The sequence below is a fragment of the Caballeronia glebae genome, from assembly GCF_001545035.1.
Taxonomy (GTDB): domain Bacteria; phylum Pseudomonadota; class Gammaproteobacteria; order Burkholderiales; family Burkholderiaceae; genus Caballeronia; species Caballeronia glebae.
The window spans coordinates 50,521-70,767 of record NZ_FCOJ02000018.1 but is presented as its reverse complement, the minus strand read 5'-3'; the positions used below and the strand labels follow the sequence as shown (position 1 = coordinate 70,767).

At 64.1% G+C, this 20,247-nt stretch carries 20 protein-coding genes; 9 read left to right on the top strand and 11 right to left on the bottom strand.

Annotation, left to right across the window (positions count from 1 at the left end; translation table 11 throughout):
* The first annotated feature begins 14 nt into the window (after positions 1–14).
* Positions 15–1,532, top strand: a complete 1,518-nt coding sequence (locus AWB82_RS14695) for a M81 family metallopeptidase (RefSeq protein ID WP_235023290.1) — start codon at positions 15–17, stop codon at positions 1,530–1,532.
* 614 nt (positions 1,533–2,146) lie between these two features.
* Here AWB82_RS14695 and AWB82_RS14685 read toward each other — a convergent pair.
* Genes AWB82_RS14685 through AWB82_RS14650 form a run of 8 tightly spaced genes read right to left on the bottom strand, consistent with a single transcriptional unit; the run spans position 2,147 to position 10,327 of the window.
* Complete coding sequence (locus AWB82_RS14685; RefSeq protein ID WP_086968252.1) at positions 2,147–2,881, bottom strand: aspartate/glutamate racemase family protein; 735 nt, start codon at positions 2,879–2,881, stop codon at positions 2,147–2,149.
* 24 nt (positions 2,882–2,905) lie between these two features.
* Positions 2,906–4,126, bottom strand: coding sequence for an ArgE/DapE family deacylase (locus AWB82_RS14680; protein ID WP_086968250.1), 1,221 nt, complete (start codon positions 4,124–4,126; stop codon positions 2,906–2,908).
* A gap of 12 nt (positions 4,127–4,138) precedes the next feature.
* Positions 4,139–5,686: an amidohydrolase family protein gene (locus tag AWB82_RS14675; protein WP_086968248.1), complete on the bottom strand. Its 1,548-nt coding sequence runs from the start codon at positions 5,684–5,686 to the stop codon at positions 4,139–4,141.
* A 30-nt stretch (positions 5,687–5,716) separates the two neighbouring features.
* Positions 5,717–6,601, bottom strand: a complete 885-nt coding sequence (locus AWB82_RS14670; RefSeq protein WP_086968246.1) for a carbon-nitrogen hydrolase family protein — start codon at positions 6,599–6,601, stop codon at positions 5,717–5,719.
* Complete coding sequence (locus AWB82_RS14665) at positions 6,598–7,425, bottom strand: ABC transporter ATP-binding protein (protein ID WP_235023289.1); 828 nt, start codon at positions 7,423–7,425, stop codon at positions 6,598–6,600. Before AWB82_RS14665 ends, AWB82_RS14670 begins: the two co-directional genes overlap by 4 nt.
* A 1-nt stretch (position 7,426) precedes the next feature.
* The gene (locus AWB82_RS14660; protein ID WP_086968244.1) at positions 7,427–8,311 is read right to left on the bottom strand and encodes an ABC transporter permease; all 885 of its coding nucleotides are present in this window, start codon (positions 8,309–8,311) and stop codon (positions 7,427–7,429) included.
* A 26-nt stretch (positions 8,312–8,337) separates the two neighbouring features.
* Complete coding sequence (locus AWB82_RS14655; protein WP_200818111.1) at positions 8,338–9,399, bottom strand: ABC transporter substrate-binding protein; 1,062 nt, start codon at positions 9,397–9,399, stop codon at positions 8,338–8,340.
* 34 nt (positions 9,400–9,433) lie between these two features.
* Entirely contained in the window at positions 9,434–10,327 is an 894-nt protein-coding gene (locus tag AWB82_RS14650) for an ABC transporter substrate-binding protein (RefSeq protein WP_086968242.1), read from the bottom strand.
* Positions 10,328–10,692: 365 nt separating this feature from the next.
* Between AWB82_RS14650 and AWB82_RS14645 the strand changes: the two genes are divergently transcribed.
* A complete protein-coding gene (locus AWB82_RS14645) occupies positions 10,693–11,430 on the top strand; it encodes a GntR family transcriptional regulator (RefSeq protein ID WP_086968240.1) in 738 nt (245 codons plus the stop codon).
* Here AWB82_RS14645 and argE read toward each other — a convergent pair.
* Entirely contained in the window at positions 11,425–12,933 is a 1,509-nt protein-coding gene (gene argE, locus AWB82_RS14640; RefSeq protein ID WP_327344801.1) for an acetylornithine deacetylase, read from the bottom strand. The two genes, AWB82_RS14645 and argE, sit on opposite strands and share 6 nt — an antisense overlap.
* 248 nt (positions 12,934–13,181) lie before the next feature.
* Entirely contained in the window at positions 13,182–13,574 is a 393-nt protein-coding gene (locus AWB82_RS14635; RefSeq protein ID WP_086968237.1) for a tautomerase family protein, read from the bottom strand.
* 104 nt (positions 13,575–13,678) lie between these two features.
* Between AWB82_RS14635 and AWB82_RS38980 the strand changes: the two genes are divergently transcribed.
* Complete coding sequence (locus AWB82_RS38980; RefSeq protein ID WP_327344799.1) at positions 13,679–13,963, top strand: LysR family transcriptional regulator; 285 nt, start codon at positions 13,679–13,681, stop codon at positions 13,961–13,963.
* Positions 13,938–14,339: a LysR substrate-binding domain-containing protein gene (locus tag AWB82_RS38300; protein WP_235023288.1), complete on the top strand. Its 402-nt coding sequence runs from the start codon at positions 13,938–13,940 to the stop codon at positions 14,337–14,339. The genes AWB82_RS38980 and AWB82_RS38300 overlap by 26 nt, the downstream gene beginning before the upstream one ends.
* A gap of 27 nt (positions 14,340–14,366) precedes the next feature.
* Here AWB82_RS38300 and AWB82_RS14625 read toward each other — a convergent pair whose 3' ends face one another.
* Positions 14,367–15,758 carry an aminotransferase-like domain-containing protein gene (locus AWB82_RS14625; RefSeq protein WP_086968235.1) on the bottom strand — a complete coding sequence of 464 codons (1,392 nt, stop codon included), beginning with the start codon at positions 15,756–15,758 and terminating at the stop codon, positions 14,367–14,369.
* Between the two features lie 381 nt (positions 15,759–16,139).
* Between AWB82_RS14625 and AWB82_RS14620 the strand changes: the two genes are divergently transcribed.
* Genes AWB82_RS14620 through AWB82_RS14600 form a run of 5 tightly spaced genes read left to right on the top strand, consistent with a single transcriptional unit; the run spans position 16,140 to position 20,207 of the window.
* Positions 16,140–16,622 carry an MSMEG_0572/Sll0783 family nitrogen starvation response protein gene (locus tag AWB82_RS14620; RefSeq protein WP_016348771.1) on the top strand — a complete coding sequence of 161 codons (483 nt, stop codon included), beginning with the start codon at positions 16,140–16,142 and terminating at the stop codon, positions 16,620–16,622.
* A gap of 5 nt (positions 16,623–16,627) precedes the next feature.
* A complete protein-coding gene (locus tag AWB82_RS14615) occupies positions 16,628–17,635 on the top strand; it encodes a Nit6803 family nitrilase (protein WP_200818110.1) in 1,008 nt (335 codons plus the stop codon).
* A complete protein-coding gene (locus AWB82_RS14610; RefSeq protein ID WP_086968233.1) occupies positions 17,628–18,698 on the top strand; it encodes an MSMEG_0568 family radical SAM protein in 1,071 nt (356 codons plus the stop codon). Before AWB82_RS14615 ends, AWB82_RS14610 begins: the two co-directional genes overlap by 8 nt.
* Before the next feature lies 1 nt (position 18,699).
* Positions 18,700–19,260, top strand: coding sequence for an MSMEG_0567/Sll0786 family nitrogen starvation N-acetyltransferase (locus tag AWB82_RS14605; protein WP_086968231.1), 561 nt, complete (start codon positions 18,700–18,702; stop codon positions 19,258–19,260).
* On the top strand, positions 19,257–20,207 hold the full coding sequence (locus tag AWB82_RS14600; protein WP_086968229.1) for a sll0787 family AIR synthase-like protein: 951 nt from the start codon (positions 19,257–19,259) through the stop codon (positions 20,205–20,207). Before AWB82_RS14605 ends, AWB82_RS14600 begins: the two co-directional genes overlap by 4 nt.
* Positions 20,208–20,247 lie beyond the last annotated feature (40 nt).

Genomic DNA, 20,247 nt, shown 5'->3' with positions numbered 1-20,247 from the left:
GAGAGGTTTCCATCTTGCCGAGTTCCAATCGCACCATTCTCATCGCCGGCTTCCAGCACGAAACGAACACGTTCGCGCCCTCGAAAGCCGCCTATGAAAACTTCGAGCGCGGCGAAGGTTTTCCGCTGATGTGTCGCGGCGACGACGTGCTCGCGCTGCGGGAGGTCAACATTCCCGCAGGCGGATTCATCCGCGCGGCGCAAGGGGCGGGGCACACGCTTGTGCCAGTCGTCTGGGCGGGCGCGAGTCCATCGGCGCACGTCACGCGCGACGCCTTCGAGCGGATCGTGGGCGAAATCGTCGAGGCCGTGAGTACGCGCGACTTCGACGCGGTCTACCTTGATCTGCATGGCGCGATGGTCGCCGAGCATGTCGACGACGGCGAAGGCGAGGTCCTCGCGCGCGTACGCGAAACGGTCGGGCGCGATGTGCCGATCGTCGCTTCGCTCGATCTGCATGCAAACGTCACGGAATGCATGTTGCGTAACGCCGATGCGCTGGTCGCCTACCGCACGTATCCGCACGTCGATATGGCGGATACGGGTGCGCGCGCGGCCGCGCTGCTCGAACGGCTCCTGGCGGGCGAGACGCTGCATGGCGCGTCACGGCGGCTGCCATTTCTGATTCCGATCAACGGCATGTGCACCTTGCTCGAGCCGTCGCGCGGCATGTACGAAGCCGTAAGCGATTCGGAGGCCGGCGCGGTGGTGTCCGCGTCGTTCGCGCCGGGTTTTCCGGCGGCGGATTTCGCCGAATGCGGTCCGGTGATCTGGGCTTACGCGCATTCAGCCGAGGCGGCGGACGCGGCCGTCGACTCGCTGTACCGCCGCATGCTCGCTGAAGAGCCCGCCTGGTGCGTGCCGTTCCTATCGCCCGACGAAGCCGTCCGCGAAGCGATGCGCCTGTCGGATGGTGCAAGCCGTCCGGTCGTCATTGCAGACACGCAGGACAATCCTGGTGCGGGTGGCGATGCCAACACCATGGAGATGCTGCGCGCGCTCGTACGCAACGGCGCGACGGGCGCGGCCTTCGGGTTGATCTACGATCCCGCTGCGGCCGCGGCGGCGCATCGTGCGGGCGTCGGCGCACGGTTGGAACTGTCGCTGGGAGGGCAATCCAACGTGCCGGGCGATGCGCCGTTCGCCGGGGTGTTCGAGGTCGTCTCGCTATCCGATGGACGGTGCCGCTACGACGGCCCGATGATGAACGGCATGCAAGCCGAACTCGGCCCGGTGGCGTGTCTGCGTTTCGATGGCGTGCTGATCGCCGTGAGTTCGGGCAAAGCGCAGATGCTGGATCGAAATCTTTATCGCGTCGCAGGCATCCAGCCCGAGGACATGAGAATTCTGGTCAACAAGAGCTCGGTGCATTTCCGTGCGGATTTCGAGCCGATCGCACAGGCTGTTCTTGTTGCGAAGGCCCCCGGTCCAATGGTGGCTGACCCGGCTGACTTGCCATGGACCCGTCTTGCGCGAGGCATGCGAACCCGTCCGGGCGGCAAGGCGTTCGAGGCAGGCAGCGGATTCATGTGAGCGAAGGCGTCTGCTATCGGCAGACGCAGCAATTGCGTCCGAATAGGTGCGATTAACTATTGGCGTCAATGCACAAGATGAGAATCGTTTGTGTCCAGGTGATGTGCGGCCGAGTGGCCCGCGTTGAGGGGCCGAATCGAAATCCTCCGATCTCGATTGGGCCGCTGGCTGTTGTCAAGTGACTACCTGCGCAAAACTCCTCAGGTTTGCACCTTCAGAAAGTGGACGCGGCCGCTTCTGTCTCCTGCCGCGAGGCTCAGTTTCTTGCGCGCGAGGCAGAGAAGCGGCGCATGAATCAGGAAGGTCTGGATGATGTCACCGCGGGCCGTCTGATCTCGATGGAGCAAGCTCGTGCGTGGGCAGATAGCCTGGGACCGACAATGAGTTGCCGATACCGCAGGCGTGAGCGTCAAAGTCCACGCGAAGAAAACCTTAACGGTCAATCAATGGGCCATCGCGAAGGTGCCGATAATGCCACCAACTTGAAGGGAGGTCGCGATCAGCGTCGAGGAGGCGGCGTCAAACCCCCGGATCGTTCGCAATTGTTGGCAGCTTGCGACTCGACGCGCGGCCAGATCGGCGGCCAGAAGGAGCGTTACGGGCCTTTCCCGCACTTAGCGCGGGCTGAATCGATCAAAGTCACCGGCGTAGCGTTTAGGCAGCGGGCGCGCGTATTCCCCGTGCTTGGGCGTGTGCAGTCTCAGCGCGACGAGTGCCTCGCACCACTTAAACGCGGCGGTCACGCCATCGACGACGGGTACACCAAGCTCGTCCTGCAACTGCGTACACAGGTCGGCCATGCCGGCGCAGCCGAGCACGATCGCTTCGCTGCCGTCCTCGTCAAGCGCGCGCCGGCACTCGTCGAGAATCGTTGCGCGGGCGGCGGAGCCGGGCACTTCGAGCTCGAGAACGGCGAGCTCGGTCGCGCGGACGTTGCGGCAGAATCGCTCCATGCCGTAGCGCTGCGCCAGATGCCACACCATCCCGCGCGTGCGCCCGAGCGTCGTCACGACTGAAAACGCGGGTGCGAGCACGCTGGCCGCGTGCATCGCCGCTTCCGCAATGCCGATGACCGGCCCGCGCGCCAGTTCGCGCGCCGCGAAGAGTCCGGGGTCGCCGAAGCAGGCGATCACGTACGCATCGACGCCTTCGCGTTCGCCGTGTTCGACTTCCATCAGCACACCAGGCGTGGCGAGCGCGTCGTCGTAATGGCCCTCGATCGAGCGCGGCCCCATCGGCGGACTCACCGCGATCACGTCGGTGCCGGGCGCGGCAACGGCGCGCGCGCAGCGCGCCATCGCGTCAGTCATGCGTTGCGTGGTGTTGGGATTGATGAGCTTGATGCGCATGGCGTGTTCTTCATCTCCTCGTTGTCAGGCATCGCCGAGCAGCCGGACGAGCGCCAGTGCGACGGTCTTCGTTGCGCGCCGCATGTCGTCGAGCCGCACATGTTCGTCCGCGCGATGCCCGTTCGCCTCCAGCAGCGTGCGCGGCCCCGCGCCGTAGATAACGGTCGGCACGCCGGCCTCGCAATAGAGGCGCGCATCGGTGTAGAGCGGCACGCCTTCGGCTGGAATGTCGATGCCGATGACCTCGCGCGCCGCCGCCTGCAACGCGTGCGTGAGTGCTTGCGCACCGGGGAGCGTGCGCATCGGCACAGTGGCGAGCACTTCGCGAATCTCGACGCCGATGCCTGGCCGGTCGCGCACCGCGTCGCGCACGACGGCCTCGATGCGCTCGCGCGCCCGCGCCGCGTCTTCCTCCGGTACGACGCGCCGGTCGAGCCGCAGCGTCACGCGATCCGGCACGACGTTCGTGTTGATGCCGCCTTCGATCAGCCCGACGACGAGCGTCGGATGTTCGATGCCGGGCGTCGTCGAGCGGATCGTCTGCAATTCCCGCCGATGCGCGTACAGCGCCTGAAGCACGCCGGTGGCGGCTTCGAGCGCGTCGTGGCCGGAATCGGGGCGCGCGGCGTGAGCCGACTTGCCGCTCACCGTTACTTCGAGATGCAGGCATCCGTTGTGGGCGACCGTCACTGCATAGCTGAAGCCCGCGCAAATCGCGTAGTCGGGCGCGACGATGCCTTCTTGCAGCAGCCACGCCGGGCCGAGCAGGCCGCCGGTCTCCTCGTCGTAGGTGAGATGTAGCTCCACCGTTCCGCGGATTCGCACGCCGCTCGCGATCAGCGCCTTCAGCGCGAACGCGTAGGTCGCGAAGTCCGACTTCGATACAGCCGCGCCCCGCCCGTACAGCGCGCCGTCGCGGATTTCGGCGCCGTACGGGTCGGCGGACCAGCCTTCGCCGGGCGGCACCACATCGCCGTGGGCGTTGAGCGAGATGACAGGGCCTTCGCCGAAACGATGCCGCACCACGAGATTCGTCACGCTTCGCATACCCGCCGCTGCCACGCGCGTTTGCGGCACGGCATGCCGCTCCACGCGAAAGCCGAAGCCTTCGAGCAGCGCGGCCGTCATCGCCGCATGCGGCGCGCAGTCGCCCGGCGGATTGTCGGAGGGCTCGCGTACGAGCGACGAAAGAAACCGCACTTGCGCGTCGAAATGCGCATCGATGAGATCGAGAAGAGCCTGCACGTCGCTTCTCCTTCAAACACGCGAGGACGGCGCGTAGAACGGCTCGCGCGGCGTATCGCGTTCGCCGGTCAGATAGCCGTCGTAAAACGCCTTCACATGCGGGAACACGGCGCGCCCAAGCTCGCGCCGCGCAATTTCATCCTCGGTGCGCGGCTTCGACAGCGCGCGCGCGATGTCTTCGAGCACCGCATCGCGATCCACGCGCGTGAAGCGGCCATTGCGATACACCACTTCGCCGCCGATCATCACCGCATCGACCGCGTTGGTCTTCGCGCGCATCATCAGCGCATCGAGCATCGGCACGTCGTCGTCCTGATACGGCCACGTCGCGGTCTTCCAGTTCATCAACACGAGGTCCGCGAGCCGGCCTTCCTCCAGACGTCCGATGCGCGCTCCGAACGGCGTCGTGCGCGCGCCGTCTTCGCTCGCCATGCGAAGGATTTGCGGGCACGTGGGAACGTCGTCGTCCATGCCGGGTGTGCGGTGGACATTGAGCGCAAGCCGCATTTCCTGCAGCATGTCGCGGTCCTCGTTGATGCCGGCTTCGTCGAGTCCCATGCCGACGGTCACACCGTACCGCGCGAACGCGTTGAGCGGCGCGACGCCGCTGCGAAGGCGCAAGTTCGAGCTGCAGTTATGGCAGATGCACGTGCCCGTATGCGCGATGGTCTCGATGTCCGCCTCGGTCAGCCAGACGCCGTGGCCGAGCGTGAGCGACGGCCCGAGCAGCCCGAGATCGGCGAGATGAGCGACCGCGGTCTTGCCCGAGCGGCGGCGCGCATATTCCTTCTGGTAGGCGGTTTCGACGAGATGCATGTGCATCGGCACGCCGTGGGCGTCGGACTTCTCCTTGAGCGCCCGCAGTGTGTCGTCGCTGCACCAGTGCAGATTCGCCGGCGCAAGCTGGATGGCGGTCAGCGCGTGGCCTTCGTTTTCGTGCGTGAGCGTGTCGAACAGTTGCAGGTAGTCGGAGAGCGGGATGCGAAAGCGCCGCAGATGCGCGCGCAGCTTCTCGCCGATGTCGGGTGGCAGGCGGTCCGCGAAGTCGTCGTCGGCCTCATAGACGAGAAGGTTCTGATCACGCACGGCGAAGCTATACGACGCGCGCATGCCGAGATCGCGGTACGCGTCGAGCACGCGCGATGCAGCGCGATGCACCGCGTCCAGCGGACCTGGCCGCCAGCCGTGGATGTGCTGAACCGTCGTGATTCCCGACGCGATCATTTCGAACGCGGAATACAGCGTGTCGAGGTACAAGTCGATCTCGCGCGCGCCCATGCGGCCGGCGAACCACAGTTCGAGTGCATAGTCGGGCGAGCCGAGCTGCACCGGCGTGAGGCCGACATGATGATGGCTGTTGACGAAGCCCGGCATCAGCACCGTATCCGACGAACCGAGCCGCAAGGCGTGCGGATATTTGTGAATCATCGCCTCGCGCGGACCGATTTCGACGATCACGCCATCGCGCTGATAGAGCGCCGCATCGCGCAGAATTTCCGCCGTATGGCGGTCGGACGCGCCTTTGACTATCCAGCCTGCCACGATCAGTGTTTCGGACATTGTCTTCTGTGCTCTGGAAGTGGGTGTGTTTTAGAACGACGGCGTACCGTACAAATCGGTACGCCGATGCAGGAAATAAGGAAGCCGCTCGCGCGTGCGCGCGATCTCCGCGCGATTCAGCGACGCCGATACGACGCCCGCACCCGCCACGCCCGCACGCCGCGCGAGGACCGCGCCGTCGGCGGCGATGACGCACGACTCGCCGTAATTGTCGATGCGCGTGTCGTCGAGAAATTCGTCGCCGGCCTTGTTTGCGCAGAGCACGGCGAGGCCGTTCTCGCGCGCGTGGGTTCGCATCTCGCCGACGAAGAAGTCCATGTCGTCGCCCCCGCTGCCCGCCACCGGCACGATCACGAGGTCCGCGCCGGCCGCGCGCAGCGCCCGCCAGCATTCGGGAAAACGACGGTCGTAGCAGACCAGCACGCCGATGCGCCACGCGCCCACGCGCATCACGTGCAGCGCGGAGCCGGGCGTGAAGTGCGCGGGTTCGTCGAAGCCGGGCGGCGGATCGTCGCCGACGGGCAGATGCAGCTTGCGCGCGATCGCGCCGCCGTTGCTGCGCAGCGGTGCGCCGTTCGCGTCGAAGCCGAGTACCGCGTTGTGAAAGCAGCCGCTCGCGGGATCGCGTTCGTAAAACGGCACGACGAGCGCCGCGCCGCATTTCTTTGCGAGCGCCGCCCAGCGATTTGCGAACGCACCCTGCGCGGGCTGCGCCCACTCGCGATACCGCCCCGCGGGCGAGCCGGCGAAGTACGGCACGGTCGCAAGCTCCGGCAACGCGATCAGATGCGCGCCGCTGTCGGCAGCATGCCGCACGGCGTCGAAAGCGAGGGCTTCGTTGCGAGCGAGATCGGTCGTGCATGGCGGCGACTGGATCGCCGCGACGCGGAGTACATCGCCCGTTACATCTCTCATGACTTGATGCGCTCCTGTTCGGCGAAGGCGCGGTCCACTTCGTCGCGCAGCAGGTCGGTGAGCTGATCGGCGAGCGCGTGGAACTGCGGGCTGCGCGAATCGCGCGGCCGTGGCAGATCGACGGGAATGATCGTCTTGATGCGCCCCGGCCGCGCCGTGAACACGACGATGCGATCCGCCAGCGCAATGGCTTCGTCGATGTGGTGTGTGACGAAGATCATCGACACGCCCGCCTGCCGCCACACCTGAATCAGGAAGTCCTGCATGCGCGCGCGCGTCTGGACGTCGAGGGCCGCGAACGGTTCGTCGAGCAGCAGGATTTCTGGCTTGAGCGCGAGCGCGCGCGCCACCGCAACGCGCTGGCGCATGCCGCCGGACAACTGGTCCGGCCGCTTGTCGATGGCTTCCGACAAGCCCACGCGCTCCAGAATCTCCTCGGCTACGCGCCGACGGCGCTCCTTTGGAACATGCTGCATTCTGAGTCCGAAGGTGACGTTCTCGCCGACTGTCAGCCACGGATACAGCGACGCCTCCTGGAACACGAGCCCGCGATCCGTGCCCGGCGCGTTGACTTGCGCGCCGCCGCACACGATGCGGCCTTCGCTCGCCTGTTCCAGCCCGGCGATCAGAAAAAGCAGCGTGCTCTTGCCGCACCCGCTCGGCCCGAGAAAGACGACGAATTCGCCGCGCGCGACTTCCAGTTCGATGTCGCGCAACGCGACGAACGGCTCTGCCTGCGTCGGCCAGATCTTTCCGACGCCGCTGCATGTGACGAGCGGCGGCTGCGCGCGCGCTTCCATTGCGATGCTGGTTTGATCGCTCATGTCATTTCCTCAGGCCGCTTTCCGGCACCCAGAACAGCACCTTGCGCTGGACGATGCGCAGCAGATAGTCGAACGCGAAGCCCAGCACGCCGATGAGCGTCATCGTGAAGAACGACAGGCTCGCGTTGAATGTGTTGCGCGAGAGCATGACGACCTGGCCGAGGCCGCTGCCGACGCCGGTCGCTTCGGCGATCAGCACGACCATCCACGCGCCGAACAGGTTCATGCGCAACACCATGAAGAGCGATGGCAGGATGGCGGGCAGGATCACGTGCCGGAACGTCTGCGCTCTCGTTGCGCCCATCACCGCCGCGACATTCAGGTGCGTGCGGCTCACGCTGTCGATTTGTCCGATCGTCGATACGGTCATCACGAAAAAGAGCGAGATGAAGACCATGAAGACCGCGGGCCCGTTGCCGATGCCGAACAGAAAGATCGCGACGGGCAGCCAGGCGATTGGCGATATCGGCGCAAGAAGCGTGATGGTCGGCAACGTGAGATTGCCGAAGAGCCCAAAATAGCGGATCGCGACGCCCATCGCCAGCGCGCAGACGAAGCCCAATGTGAGGCCTGCCAGCACGCGCAACGTCGTCGCAACGATGGTCATCGCGAGCGCGCCGAACGCCGTGCCGCTCGACTGTTCGCCGATGACGTCGCTCGGCAGGAAGTACTGCGCCTGCGAGCCGAAGTTGCGCAGAAAGATATGCGGCGGCGGCAGCAGCAACGGATCGGCCCAATGAAGCGCCCACGCGGCTTCCCAGATCCCAATGAAGCACGCGAGCGAGGCGAGGCCCCAGACGAGCGGCATGAGCCGGGCGGGCAGACGCGGTCCACGGCCGCCGCCGCGGCCGTCTTCCGCCTTCTTGCCGCCGTTGCGACTGAGCATGGAGGTAGCGTTTCCCAAGGGACTGCTCATGCGGACTTCCGCTGCAACTGGCCGTACAGATCGCCGTTTTCCTTGATGACTTCGGTGAGCGGTCCCCAGTCGAACATCTCCTTGCCCGGCAGTTTCTTGATGTAGCGCAGTTCCTTCAGGTTTTGCGCGCGCCCGAGGATGAACGCTTCGTTGGCGCGCTGATCGACCATCGGCGGCTGTTTCGTCGCCGCGTCGAGCGTCGCGTCGTAGCTCGTCTTGAAGTACTTGCCGACCGTGTCCTTCACCGCTGCCGCGCGGTCCTGCTCTTCCTGATGCTGCGCGACCATCATCGCCTTGATGAGCGCCTTCACGGCGTTGGGGTTCTCGTGCAGCAGCTTTTCGCGCACGGCGAGCACGCAGTCCGAGTAATTCGCGCCGTACACGTCGACGCCGTTCGAGAGCATCACCGAACCGGGGCGCGACTTTAGCGCTTGGGTCGCGTATGGCTCGATGTGGCACATCGCGTCGATATTGCCGGCGATGAACGCCTGCGCCAGTTCCGGCGACGTGCCGAAGTAGCGCACCTGGACGTCCTTGAAGCTCAGTCCCGCCTTCTTCAGATAGTCGTACGGCAGCATTTCGAGCGTGTCCGCCTGGAACGTGCCGATGGTCTTGCCGCGCAGTTGCTCCGCCGACGTGATGCCCGCCTGCGCCGCGATCACGCAGCCCTGCACGCCGGAACCGGCGACGATCTTGATCGGCGCGCCCGCGTCGTAGAGCGTCATGAAGTTGGTGTAGGGCACGACGCTCACGTCAACGACGCCCGCGCCGAACAACGCAGCGATATCCGCGTTGGTCGGTGTCGTAACGAAATCGAGCGACACGCCCTGCGCCAGATTGCGCTCTTTGACGAGAAAGAAAGGGCAGTTGCAGAGGCCCGTGCCGTGCGTCGCCTTCAGCGTGACGGAGCCGGCGGCCGCCGCGTCGGTCAGCCATGTGCCGCCGAGCATCGCGCCGCCGGCGAGACACGCGCCGCGCACGAGAAAGTCGCGTCGGCCATGGCTGATCGCGCTCAGGCGCCGGAAAGCCGCGTTTTCATCGATGAATTTCCTGAACATCGTGTGAGTCCCCGTCAGAAGGAAAAAAGGCGTTTCAGTGGCTCGACGCCGCATGGCGGTGATCTAGCAGTTCGTCGAGCAGATCGAATGCGAGGATGTCCGGCAGACGCGAGGTAATGTGCATGCGTGCGAGCGCTTCGAGCGCCGGCGCGCGCGCAAGCACGCTTTGCGCGAGCGGTCGGATGTCGACAGCGGGTGGCTGCCTGGCGATGCCGGTCATCAGCTCGTCGTGCGAAAACGCCGGCCAGCGATGCGCGCTCGCACGCACGGCGGCCTGCGGATCGCGTTTGATGAGCGCCTCTGCGTCGAGCATGCAGCCGATCACTTCGCGCACGACATCGGGATGTTCGGCGAGAAAGCTCGCCCGAGCGACCAGCACGGTGTCCGGATATTCGCCGTCCCACGCTTCGAGGCCGTCGCACAACACGTTGAAGCCTTGCGCCTGAAAGCGCGAAATCCACGGTTCCACGACGGTGAGCGCGGCGATGCGGCCCGAGCGCAGGTCACTGACGGCGTTCCCGAGCGTCGAAAAGCGCACGCATTCGACGTCGTCCATGCCGATGCCATGAATGCGCAGCGCATCGAAAAGAAGAGCTTCCATCGGGTCGTCGGCGAAAGTGCCGACGCGCTGCCCCCGCAGGCGGCTCACGTCGAGACCGGCGCGTCCGACGAGCGCCATGCCGAGTTTGCCGCTGCCTGCCACGATCCGTAGCGGGTCTGGCAGCGCGTGATCGACGAGTGCCTGCGTGAAGCCCGTCGTGCCGATCGACGCTGTGCCGGTCCGCAGCAGCGCGGCCGTCGACTTGAATCCCGCGAGTTCGGGCGCCTCGGCCCGGATGCCGCGTGCCGCGAAAATGCCCGCGTCGATCGCGACGAAGAGGGGGAGATTGGAAAGCGCACTTCCGTGCGCCAGCAACAGCGTCTGCATTCTGTTCCCTGTACGAGTGAATCGTTGAATCGCCGTGCAGTGGGGCAATTACCAAATCTTTAGCGAGTTTCGTGCCACTTTGCATACGTACAGAGCGTAAATCAGCGAACGAATCTGTTTACAGGAGATATCCAGAAATGAAAACAATATTGCCGTATGTTTGTATACGAAAACGGGGCTCATAACTGAGACACGAAGGCACCAGTTATGTGTTCAATGCACCGAGAAGGACGTTCGAAGCACCGTCGGTGGGCTTCGTCCACGGCGTGAAATCACGCACGCCGGTAAATACAATCCCGATGGAGTTCGTATGCAATTTGGGGGACAATATGCGAAAAAATGGTTGCATCACTCAGGAAGCTTTCATGGCAAGTACCAAGAATCGCGTAACGCGGAACGACGCAGAGCCGAAGGACTCGTTTGACGGTGCGCACCGCAATCCGATCTACGAACGTCTGATGAACGCCATCGCTGAGCATCGTCTTCGTCCTGGGACCAAGCTCGCCGAGGACCGGCTAGCCGCCATCTTCGGTGTGAGCCGCACGGTGGTGCGGGCCGTTCTGCAGCAGCTCGCGCATGAACTGGTAGTCACGATCGTGCCGAACCGGGGCGCTTTCATCGCCAGTCCCTCTGTCGAGGAAGCGCGCGAACTGTTCGAAGCGCGGCGCCAGATCGAGCTGCCGATTGTCGAGAAAGTGTGCCGGTCGGCCGCAAAAAAGGGCGTTGCGTTACTCAGGGCGCATGTAGCGCGCGAGCAGGAAGCCCGCAAGCGTGACGACCGCCGAGCCGCCGTGCGTCTCTCGGGTGATTTTCATGTACTGCTGGCCCATCTGGGCGGCAACCGATTCATCGAACGTACGATGCGCGGTCTGCAAATGCTGACGTGCCTCACGATCCTGCTGTACAACGCGCCGACGTCGCAGGCCTGCCCGCACGACGAACATGCGCATCTCATCGACGCCATCGAGGCCGGCAACGTCAAGCTCGCGCAGAAGCTGATGATCGATCATCTAGCGCACATCGAGGCGAGCTTGCGGCTGAATGCAGCGGAGGAAGAAGACGACGACCTCGAGGCCATTCTGCTGAGCGGAGCGCCACTATGACGAGATCGAATCGACGAGGCGGACGATGAAACCCGAGCATGCGTCGAGTTGATCCAGCGCCACAAATTCGTCGGCCTTGTGCGCCTGCTCAATCGAGCCGGGACCGCAAATCACCGTTGGTACACCCACGCGCGCGAACAGGCCGGCTTCGGTGCCATAGGCGACCTTGCGCACGGCGGAGTCGTGGCAGAGCGCCCGCACGAGCTGCGTGATGGCGGCATGCTCGTCGACCTCGAGCGCGACCGTGGTGCCGATCTTCTCGAAGTCGATGCTTGCCTCTGCCGCCACCGCGCGCATCTGCGGTTCGAGCTGTTCACGGGCGAAACGGGCGACCCGCTCGAAAAGATAATCGGGGTTGTCGCCTGGCAGGTTGCGATATTCGAACTGGAATTCGCAACGTTCCGGAACAGTGTTGAGCGCATTGCCACCTGCGATCAGTCCCGTCTGGGCCGTGGAGCACGGCACGGCGAAGGCATGGTCGAAGGGGCCGTCGCGCTTGAGGGTATCGGCAATTTCGCGGATGCGGCAAATGAGCCGCGCCGCATACTCGATCGCGTTGACGCCGTGCGGCGAGAGCGACGAATGCGCTGCGCGGCCACGCACGCAGCATCGATAGCCGTTGTTACCCTTGTGCGCCACGACCGGGCGCATGCCGGTCGGTTCGCCGACGACACAGCCGCGCGGACGGATGCCGCGTTCTGCCAGTTCGGCAAGCAATAGCGGCAAGCCGAGACAGCCCACTTCCTCATCGAAGGACAACGCGAAGTGCAGCGGCTCGCGCAGCCGACGCCGCAATATTGCTGGCACGAGACCGAGCGCCACGCCGATGAACCCCTTCATGTCGCACGCGCCGCGTCCATATAGGCGTCCGGCGCGAATCCGGGCGTCAAATGGATCGGACGACCAGGCTTGGCCTGTCACGGGCACGACATCGGTATGGCCCGATAGCAGCAGGCCGCGAGCGGTATCGCCATTCGCCGCGGGCAGCGTGGCAAAGAGGTTCGCCTTCGCGCCGGCCGCATCGCGCACGACGAATATCCGTTCGACGCCGTGACTCTTTAGCCATGTATGCACGAAGTCGATCAACGCGAGATTCGACCGGCTGCTGGTGGTATCGTAGCCAATCAGCGCGCGAACCAGATCGAGATCGGCGCGTGCTGGTTGAGGCGGCGGGTCCAAAGGCATTTTGAGTTTTCCTGGATTGACGACGCTCCCGAACAGGCAAGAATCCTGCCAAACTTCGCCGATCCGGCAATGCGAACGGCCACCTTGGTTCCGGCCGTTCGTCTCACGACGATGCAGTTCGCACTGGCATTCAAGAGAGAGGCCGAACGCGGTCAGTAGTCTTATCGGTTTCGCGAGCCTACTCGACGTCGAGCGTGATGCCCAGTCGGAGCGCATATCCAACTGCATGGCGTTGGGCTGTCGAGTCATAGTCATCGCGGCGGCCCGACTGAGTGTCCTATCCCGTGATTCCGCGGACGAACGAATAAGGTGCAGCATGAGGGCATCCATTCGGACATTCTCTTCTACGACTACGATTAGCCGTCTCACAAGACCGCCAAGAAATATCTGCTGTGGACACATAGCACAGAAAGGACCCGCGATCGTTGAGCGGACACGTGGACACTATTGAACAAGAAGCGCTGCCGACGCGTCGCCGTCGTCGGCGCCACCCCGAGGAATTCAAGGCCCGGGTGGTCGCCGCTTGCCAGGTAACCGGCGTGTCCGTTGCCGCTACCGATGCGAGGCTAATCGGCAGGCGCGTATTGCATTTCCCCGTTGCCAAAAGACCAGTTCTCCCGTGCGACCTCGACCAGGCTGATCCAGACATCTTCCTTTCGCATTCGCGTCTTTGAAGAAACGCCGTTGGCGATGGCGGCGTAGAAAGCCTCCTTGACATCGATCGAACGACCGATATTCCAGGTGATCTGGATGAAAACAATCGACGGAGAGTAGGAGATGCCGAGATAGCCATCGGCCGGATAGACGAGTTCGTCAACGTGATGTCGGGTGATGATCTGAAACTTGTCGTTGGCGGGGATGCCGGCGATCGAGGTCATCGCCTCGTAGACGGTGTCGCTGACAGCCTGAACGACGGCGGGTGCCGCGGCTTTCGAAAGGTCGATTCGGACGAGTGGCATAGTGGCCTCAAGACGAGAGTGCGTGATAACGCCCACTAGGCTAGACTCAGTCGACGCTTTCCAAAAGCGAATGTTCATACTGCTTTAAATGACGGAATGGAATAATGATCGAGGAACTGAAATCTTTCGTGACGGTGGTCGAGGAAGCCTCTCTGACGCGTGCCGCACAAAAGCTGTTCGTGACGCAGTCGGCGGTATCGAAGCGCATCCAGCGACTGGAAGATGTGCTCGGCGCGCAACTGCTCGACCGCAATTCCAAACCTCCGCGTGCAACTGCGCTTGCGCATCGTATTCACGAGCATGCCGTGCCATTGCTCGCTGCCTTCAACCCGTCGACTATTACGTCCGTCGAACGTCTCGACCATGGAACTCGTCGTCGTCCAAAGTAAAAGGCGCCCGCTGGTTTCGAGTCGTGCGACGCTGCCTGCCATCGCGGACGGTGGACGGATTCTGAACCCGGAAGGATGCGGTTATCGGGCGGCGCTGCAACACGCAGTCGAAGCGGCCGGCTACGCCCTGCGCGTCAAAGCGGATACGTACGGCAGCGAAATGCAATTGCAACTCATCGCCTCCGGCTTGGGACTGGGTCTGGTTCCGCGAAGCGTGCTGACTCATAGTGCGTGGCAGCGGCGGCTCGAAGTCGTGAAGGTCGGACGTTTCGCGCCTCAACTAGACGTGTGGCTTTTGCATCCGCCTCACCTCGGCAATCTCAGCCGCGCGGTGGCGCACGTCGGAGACAGGATGGAAGCGTCGTTCAAGTCTTGAGGTCTCCGTCCCGATTCTCCAAACGCTTCAAAGCGTCGGCATATGCAGATGATGCGGATCGTCCATCATATCGGCGACGCGCCTTAGCGCCTCGCGGCAATCTTCCCGGTTCTGAGGTCCGCCGAGGCACACCCGCAGCGCATTCGGCGGATTCCCGTCCGCGGAAAATGCGGCACCGGCCACCGCGCCGATGCCTTGATTCCGCAACTGTAGAGCCAATTCCGGCGCACTCCAGTCACACATCGAAGGCACGGGCAGCCAGAGATGAAAACCGTGCGGGTCGGCGTCGAACGCGAAGCCTCGAAGCTCGTGGGACGCGATCGCCTGTCTGGCCGATGCCTCTTCGCGAATAGCTTCGAGCACGTCTGAGGCCGTGCCGTCGTTGACCCATTGGGTCGCGAGGAGGACGGTGAAAGGACTCGGCATGACCGTCGTCGCACGCAATGCTCCCGCGATCCGCTGCGTCTGCCGCAGTGTCGGTGCTTTGAGATATGCCACGCGCAGCCCCGCACCCAGGGTCTTCGATAAACCGGTCACGTGATACGTCAGTTCGGGCGCGAGTTCCGCGAGCGTGGCGGGCGCATCGAGAGGCAACATGCCGTAAGGCTCATCTTCGATGATTGGCACGTTGTAACGCAAAGCCACGTCGGCAAGCGCTTCGCGCCGCTGCCGCGTCAAGGTCAATGTGCTCGGATTCTGCAGCGTCGGATTGCAATAGAACGCCCCCGGCTTCTCCGTCTTGCACAACGCTTCGAACGCATGCGGCAACGGCCCTTCGTCATCGCGGGCCAGAGCCTGCAAGCGCACGCCCAGTTGCGAAGCAATCGCCTTGATTCCGGGATAGGCGAGCGAATCCAGACAGATGATCTCGGCTGGCCGCGCAAGCTGCGACACCAGCGCAACGAGCGCGCCATGAATGCCCGGACAAACGAGCACGTGATCGACATCGCAATCCGCAACGCGTTTCCGAAGCCATTCGCGTCCCGCCGCGCGATCCGCCGCCGTACCGCCGAAATCCTGATAGCGCAACAACTGGAACGGATCGGCGCGCTCCATCAGATTCGCCGCCGACGCGCGCAGTCGCGCTGCCACGAGCGGCGGCTCGGGCGGCATGTTCATCGACATCTCGACGCTGCCGCCGCCGGCGAGCGGCAACGTCTGCGTCCTGCCGCGCGCGAAGGTTCCGCTACCCGCGCGCGCATCGAGCAGGCCGCGCTTGCGCGCTTCGGCGTATGCACGCGCGACCGTCGTGTAGTTGAGGCTGAGCAGGTCGGCGAGATCGCGCAAACCGGGCAATCGATCGCGCGGCCGCAATCGTCCGGTCGCAAGGTCCTCTTCGATCAGATCGGGAATCGTCAGGTAAGCGGGCTTTCTGCTCTCTTCAAGCTTTCTGATCCAGTGATGCGCCGGCTGATTCATGACCGCGATGTCCTCGGCAAAGGTTCGATTCACCTTAGCATGACAAATCAATCAAAAGAAAAGAGATCGCATACGCTGATCGAAGTTGATTGCATTGATCGCTTTTATGCACGGCTTCGGTGTGCTACGCACCACGCACAGGATCCGCTGCGCTGAAAGTGTGCGCGCATCGCTCGTGCAAGGCTCCCGCGCATGACGGCGAAAGCCCGCCCGGCATGGCTTGCACGAAAATTTTTCGCGTCGCACATGCAAGTTCGTTTTGCTTGATTGCAAAGTGATTGCATTTTACGGGCCAATCATTGGCATATCCGTTGCGTTTGAGCGTTCGCCGTCGCGATGAATCGAGACGGTAGAGACGTGAACCCCACATCGGAGAATGCCATGCCCGCAGTCAATCAACCGCTTCACAAGAACGGCGACTATCTGGTCGACTACGAAGAGAAAGTTTTCGAGGACGTGAAGGCCGAACCTGGCGAGAAAGCGCTCGTCACGTTTCATACGGTTGCATTCGAAGGCTCGATCGGCTTCGTGAATCTGCTGCAAGCCACGCGTCTGCAACGCAAGGGCTTCGACACCTCCGTGCTGCTCTACGGACCGGGTGTGACGCTCGGCCTGCAACGCGGCTTCCCGACGCTCGGCGACGAAGCGTTTCCCGGCCATCTCAACTTCAACAAGCAACTGCAGAAGTTCATGGCCGAAGGAGGGAAGGTCTACGCATGCCGCTTCGCGTTGCAGGCTCTCTACGGACACGGCGAGGCGTCGCTCATCGAAGGCATTCGTCCGATCAACCCGCTCGATGTGCTCGATCTTCAGTTGCTTCATCGCAAGGAGAACGCGCTCGTCATTCATACGTGGACCGTGTGACGATCATGGCCGATGCCCTGACGACGAAGCGCGTCGTGCGCGCCGCCGCCGTGCAGATCGCGCCGGATTTCGAGCGCCCGAACGGCACGCTCGACCGCGTCTGTACGGCCATCGACGAAGCCGCCGCGAAAGGCGTGCAGCTGATCGTGTTTCCCGAGACCTTCGTGCCGTATTACCCGTACTTCTCGTTCGTGCGCGCACCGGTTGCCTCGGGCGCGGATCACATGAAGCTCTACGAACAGGCAGTGGTCGTGCCGGGTCCGGTCACGCAGGCAGTTGCGGAACACGCGCGGCTCGCGAACATGGTGGTCGTGCTCGGCGTGAACGAGCGCGATCACGGCAGCCTCTACAACACGCAGCTCATCTTCGATACGGACGGCCGTCTGCTGCTCAAGCGCCGCAAGATCACGCCGACGTTCCACGAACGGATGATCTGGGGACAAGGCGATGCCGCGGGGCTGAAGGTCGCTGAAACGCGCGTCGGCCGCGTGGGCGCGCTGGCGTGTTGGGAGCACTACAACCCGCTCGCGCGGTACGCGCTGATGACGCAGCATGAAGAGATTCATTGCAGCCAGTTTCCCGGCTCGCTGGTCGGCCCGATCTTCGCCGAGCAGATCGAAGTGACGATCCGGCATCACGCGCTGGAGTCGGGTTGCTTCGTCGTCAATGCGACAGGCTGGCTGACCGATGCGCAGATCGAAGCCATCACGCCCGATCCGAACCTGCAACGCGCGCTGCGCGGAGGCTGCAACACGGCGATCGTCTCGCCCGAAGGCCAGCATCTGGCCGAGCCGCTGCGCGAAGGCGAAGGCATGGTGATCGCCGATCTCGACATGTCGCTCATCACCAAGCGCAAACGCATGATGGATTCGGTCGGCCACTACGCGCGGCCCGAGTTGCTGAGTCTCGCGATCAACGACCGGCCCGCCACGCCCGTCACTTCTTTCAAGGACACCTACGACGATGAGCGCAAGAGAGAACCTGCCGGCGTCGAGCCGGCAATTGATGACTGAGCTTCAGTCGAGCGGCCTGCGACTGGTCGATCCGCGCGCTGGTGTGTCCAGCCGGCGCGGCGGCGCGGGACCATCGGATCACAAGGCGGTGACCGTCGATGGCGTGACCATCATGGTGCCCGTGCATACGAGCACTGCATGGGATTCGCCGTTCGTCGCGGGCCAGCCGGACGCGAACGGCAACAGCGCGCTGATGCGCAACACGATCCCGATCGCGAGCATCAGTTTTCCAAAGACGCCGCGCTTCTACGCGATGCAGACACTCGACGGCGTGCCGTATTCGCACATAGCGACGCTGCACAGTGCCGACGTGCTTGCGACGACCGTGCTGCAAACCTGCATCCGTTACGAAAGCCGCCGCAAGTCGTGCAAGTTCTGCGCGATCGGGCAATCGCTCGCGGCGAGACGCACCATCGCCCGCAAGACACCCGAGCAGCTCGCCGAGGTGGCGCGCGCCGCCGTGTTGCTCGACGGCGTCAAGCATATGGTGCTGACCACCGGCACGCCGCCGACGCCGGATCGCGGCGCGCAGATCCTCTGTGAGAGCGCGTTCGCGATCAGGGCAGCCGTCGATCTGCCGATCCAGGCGCAGTGCGAGCCGCCCGATGACGACCGCTGGTTCGAGCGCATGAAGGCGAGCGGCATCGACACGCTCGGCATGCATCTCGAAGCGGTGACGCCCACAGTGCGTGAGCGCATCATGCCGGGCAAGGCGAGCGTGCCGGTGTCGCGCTACATGGAAGCGTTCGAGGCGGCGGTCGCGGTGTTCGGGCGCGGGCAGGTGAGCACGTACATCCTCGCGGGACTCGGCGACAGCGCACAGGCCATCGTCGATATGGCGCGCGATCTGATTGCGCTCGGCGTGTATCCGTTCGTCGTGCCGTTCGTGCCGATCAGCGGCACGCCGCTCGAGGACCATCCCGCACCCACGCCCGATTTCATGCGCTCGGTGCTGGCGCCGATCGGTGCGATGCTCGCGCGGGCGAGCATGCGTTCCGCCGATATCAAGGCGGGCTGCGGCAAATGCGGCGCGTGTTCGTCGCTTTCTTCGTACGAGGTGTGACATGTTCGTCGAAGCCGTCGAAGGCGATGCGTTCGATCTCGACTACACGCCGGTCGAATACCGCGTGAAGTGGGCGACGCTGCCGTGGGAAGAGGATGAAGCGTACAAGCTGCGGCGCGCGGTGTTCTGCATCGAGCAGGGCGTGTTCGTCGGTGACGATCGCGACGAGATCGATGGGCGTGCGCAACTGCTGGTCGCGCTGAGCTGTGTCGCAGGCATGCCGGAGCAGGTCGTCGGCACGGTGCGCATCCACGAGACGGAGCCGGGCGTGTGGTGCGGCTCGCGGCTCGCGGTGCACGCGGCCTTCCGCTCGCACGGCAAGATCGGCTCGACGCTCATCCGGCTCGCGGTATCGAGCGCGCATGCGTTGGGCTGCGAAACGTTTCTCGCGCATGTGCAGGCGCAGAACGTGCCGCTCTTTCGCCGTCTGCGCTGGGACACGCAGCAGGAGGAAACGCTCTTCGGCCGCCCTCATCATCTGATGCGCGCGCAACTCGACGCCTACCCGCCGTGCATCACCCCGCAAAGCGGTTTCGTCGCGCTGGCGCGGAGGCTGCCGTGAGCGCGCTCGCCGGACTCGTCGAACGCCTGCGTGAGAGTCGCGGCTTTCGTCACAAGAGCGATATCTCGCATGTGCTTTCGCGTCTTCCTCCGAACGCGCAATCCGTGGCGATCGGCGATGACTGCGCCGCGATCCCCGATGGCGACGGCTACCTGTTGTTCGCGATCGAAGGCATGGTGAGCGATTTCGTTCATGCGATGCCGTGGTTCGCCGGCTACAGCGGCGTCATGGTGAACGTGAGCGACATCTACGCGATGGGCGGCCGCCCGCTCGCCGTCGTCGATGCGCTGTGGAGCGGCAGCGCGGACGCCGCCGGCGATGTGCTTGCCGGCATGGCGGCGGCATCGGAGGTGTATGGCGTGCCGGTCGTCGGCGGTCACAGCAACGTGCGCAGCGACGGCGCGCAACTCGCGGTGGCGATCGTCGGACGGGCGCGCAAGCTGCTGACCAGTTTCGACGCGCGCCCGGGCGATGCGCTCGTGATTGCCGTCGATCTGCGCGGCAGGTTCGAGGAGCCGTATCCGTTCTGGAATGCATCGGTAGGGTCGCCCGAAGGCCGCGCACGCGCCGATTTCGAACTGTTGCCCGCGCTCGCCGAAGACGGTCTGTGCGATGCGGCGAAGGACATCAGCATGGCGGGCGCGCTCGGCACCGCATTGATGCTGCTCGAATGCTCGGCGGTTGGCGCGCGCATCGATCTCGATGCATTGCCGTGTCCCGCCGATGTCGATATCGAACGCTGGCTCACGGCGTTTCCGAGCTTCGGTTTCGTGCTTTCCGTGCGTCGCGAGCATGTCGGCGAGGTGCTGGCGCGTTTCGCCGGGCGCGACCTCGCGAGCGCGGTGATCGGTGAAGTCGATGCTTCGCGCGAAGTGATCGTGACGCGCGGCAATGAGACTGCCTTGCTGTGGAATCTGCGTGAGGAGCCGTTCATATGTGCGCGATGAACCCATTGCGCGCGCCGCATGCGCTCAACCCATAACGGAG

Bases quoted from the DNA above. Each gene is read 5' to 3' on its own strand.
- AWB82_RS14685 (WP_086968252.1), bottom strand. From the start codon at position 2,881: ATGCGCATCAAGCTCATCAATCCCAACACCACGCAACGCATGACTGAC.
- AWB82_RS14675 (WP_086968248.1), bottom strand. From the start codon at position 5,686: ATGTCCGAAACACTGATCGTGGCAGGCTGGATAGTCAAAGGCGCGTCC.
- AWB82_RS14670 (WP_086968246.1), bottom strand. From the start codon at position 6,601: ATGAGAGATGTAACGGGCGATGTACTCCGCGTCGCGGCGATCCAGTCG.
- AWB82_RS14665 (WP_235023289.1), bottom strand. From the start codon at position 7,425: ATGAGCGATCAAACCAGCATCGCAATGGAAGCGCGCGCGCAGCCGCCG.
- AWB82_RS14660 (WP_086968244.1), bottom strand. From the start codon at position 8,311: ATGCTCAGTCGCAACGGCGGCAAGAAGGCGGAAGACGGCCGCGGCGGC.
- AWB82_RS14655 (WP_200818111.1), bottom strand. From the start codon at position 9,399: ATGTTCAGGAAATTCATCGATGAAAACGCGGCTTTCCGGCGCCTGAGC.
- AWB82_RS14650 (WP_086968242.1), bottom strand. From the start codon at position 10,327: ATGCAGACGCTGTTGCTGGCGCACGGAAGTGCGCTTTCCAATCTCCCC.
- AWB82_RS14645 (WP_086968240.1), top strand. From the start codon at position 10,693: ATGGCAAGTACCAAGAATCGCGTAACGCGGAACGACGCAGAGCCGAAG.
- argE (WP_327344801.1), bottom strand. From the start codon at position 12,933: ATGCTGCACCTTATTCGTTCGTCCGCGGAATCACGGGATAGGACACTC.
- AWB82_RS14635 (WP_086968237.1), bottom strand. From the start codon at position 13,574: ATGCCACTCGTCCGAATCGACCTTTCGAAAGCCGCGGCACCCGCCGTC.
- AWB82_RS38980 (WP_327344799.1), top strand. From the start codon at position 13,679: ATGATCGAGGAACTGAAATCTTTCGTGACGGTGGTCGAGGAAGCCTCT.
- AWB82_RS38300 (WP_235023288.1), top strand. From the start codon at position 13,938: ATGGAACTCGTCGTCGTCCAAAGTAAAAGGCGCCCGCTGGTTTCGAGT.
- AWB82_RS14625 (WP_086968235.1), bottom strand. From the start codon at position 15,758: ATGAATCAGCCGGCGCATCACTGGATCAGAAAGCTTGAAGAGAGCAGA.
- AWB82_RS14620 (WP_016348771.1), top strand. From the start codon at position 16,140: ATGCCCGCAGTCAATCAACCGCTTCACAAGAACGGCGACTATCTGGTC.
- AWB82_RS14615 (WP_200818110.1), top strand. From the start codon at position 16,628: ATGGCCGATGCCCTGACGACGAAGCGCGTCGTGCGCGCCGCCGCCGTG.
- AWB82_RS14610 (WP_086968233.1), top strand. From the start codon at position 17,628: ATGACTGAGCTTCAGTCGAGCGGCCTGCGACTGGTCGATCCGCGCGCT.
- AWB82_RS14605 (WP_086968231.1), top strand. From the start codon at position 18,700: ATGTTCGTCGAAGCCGTCGAAGGCGATGCGTTCGATCTCGACTACACG.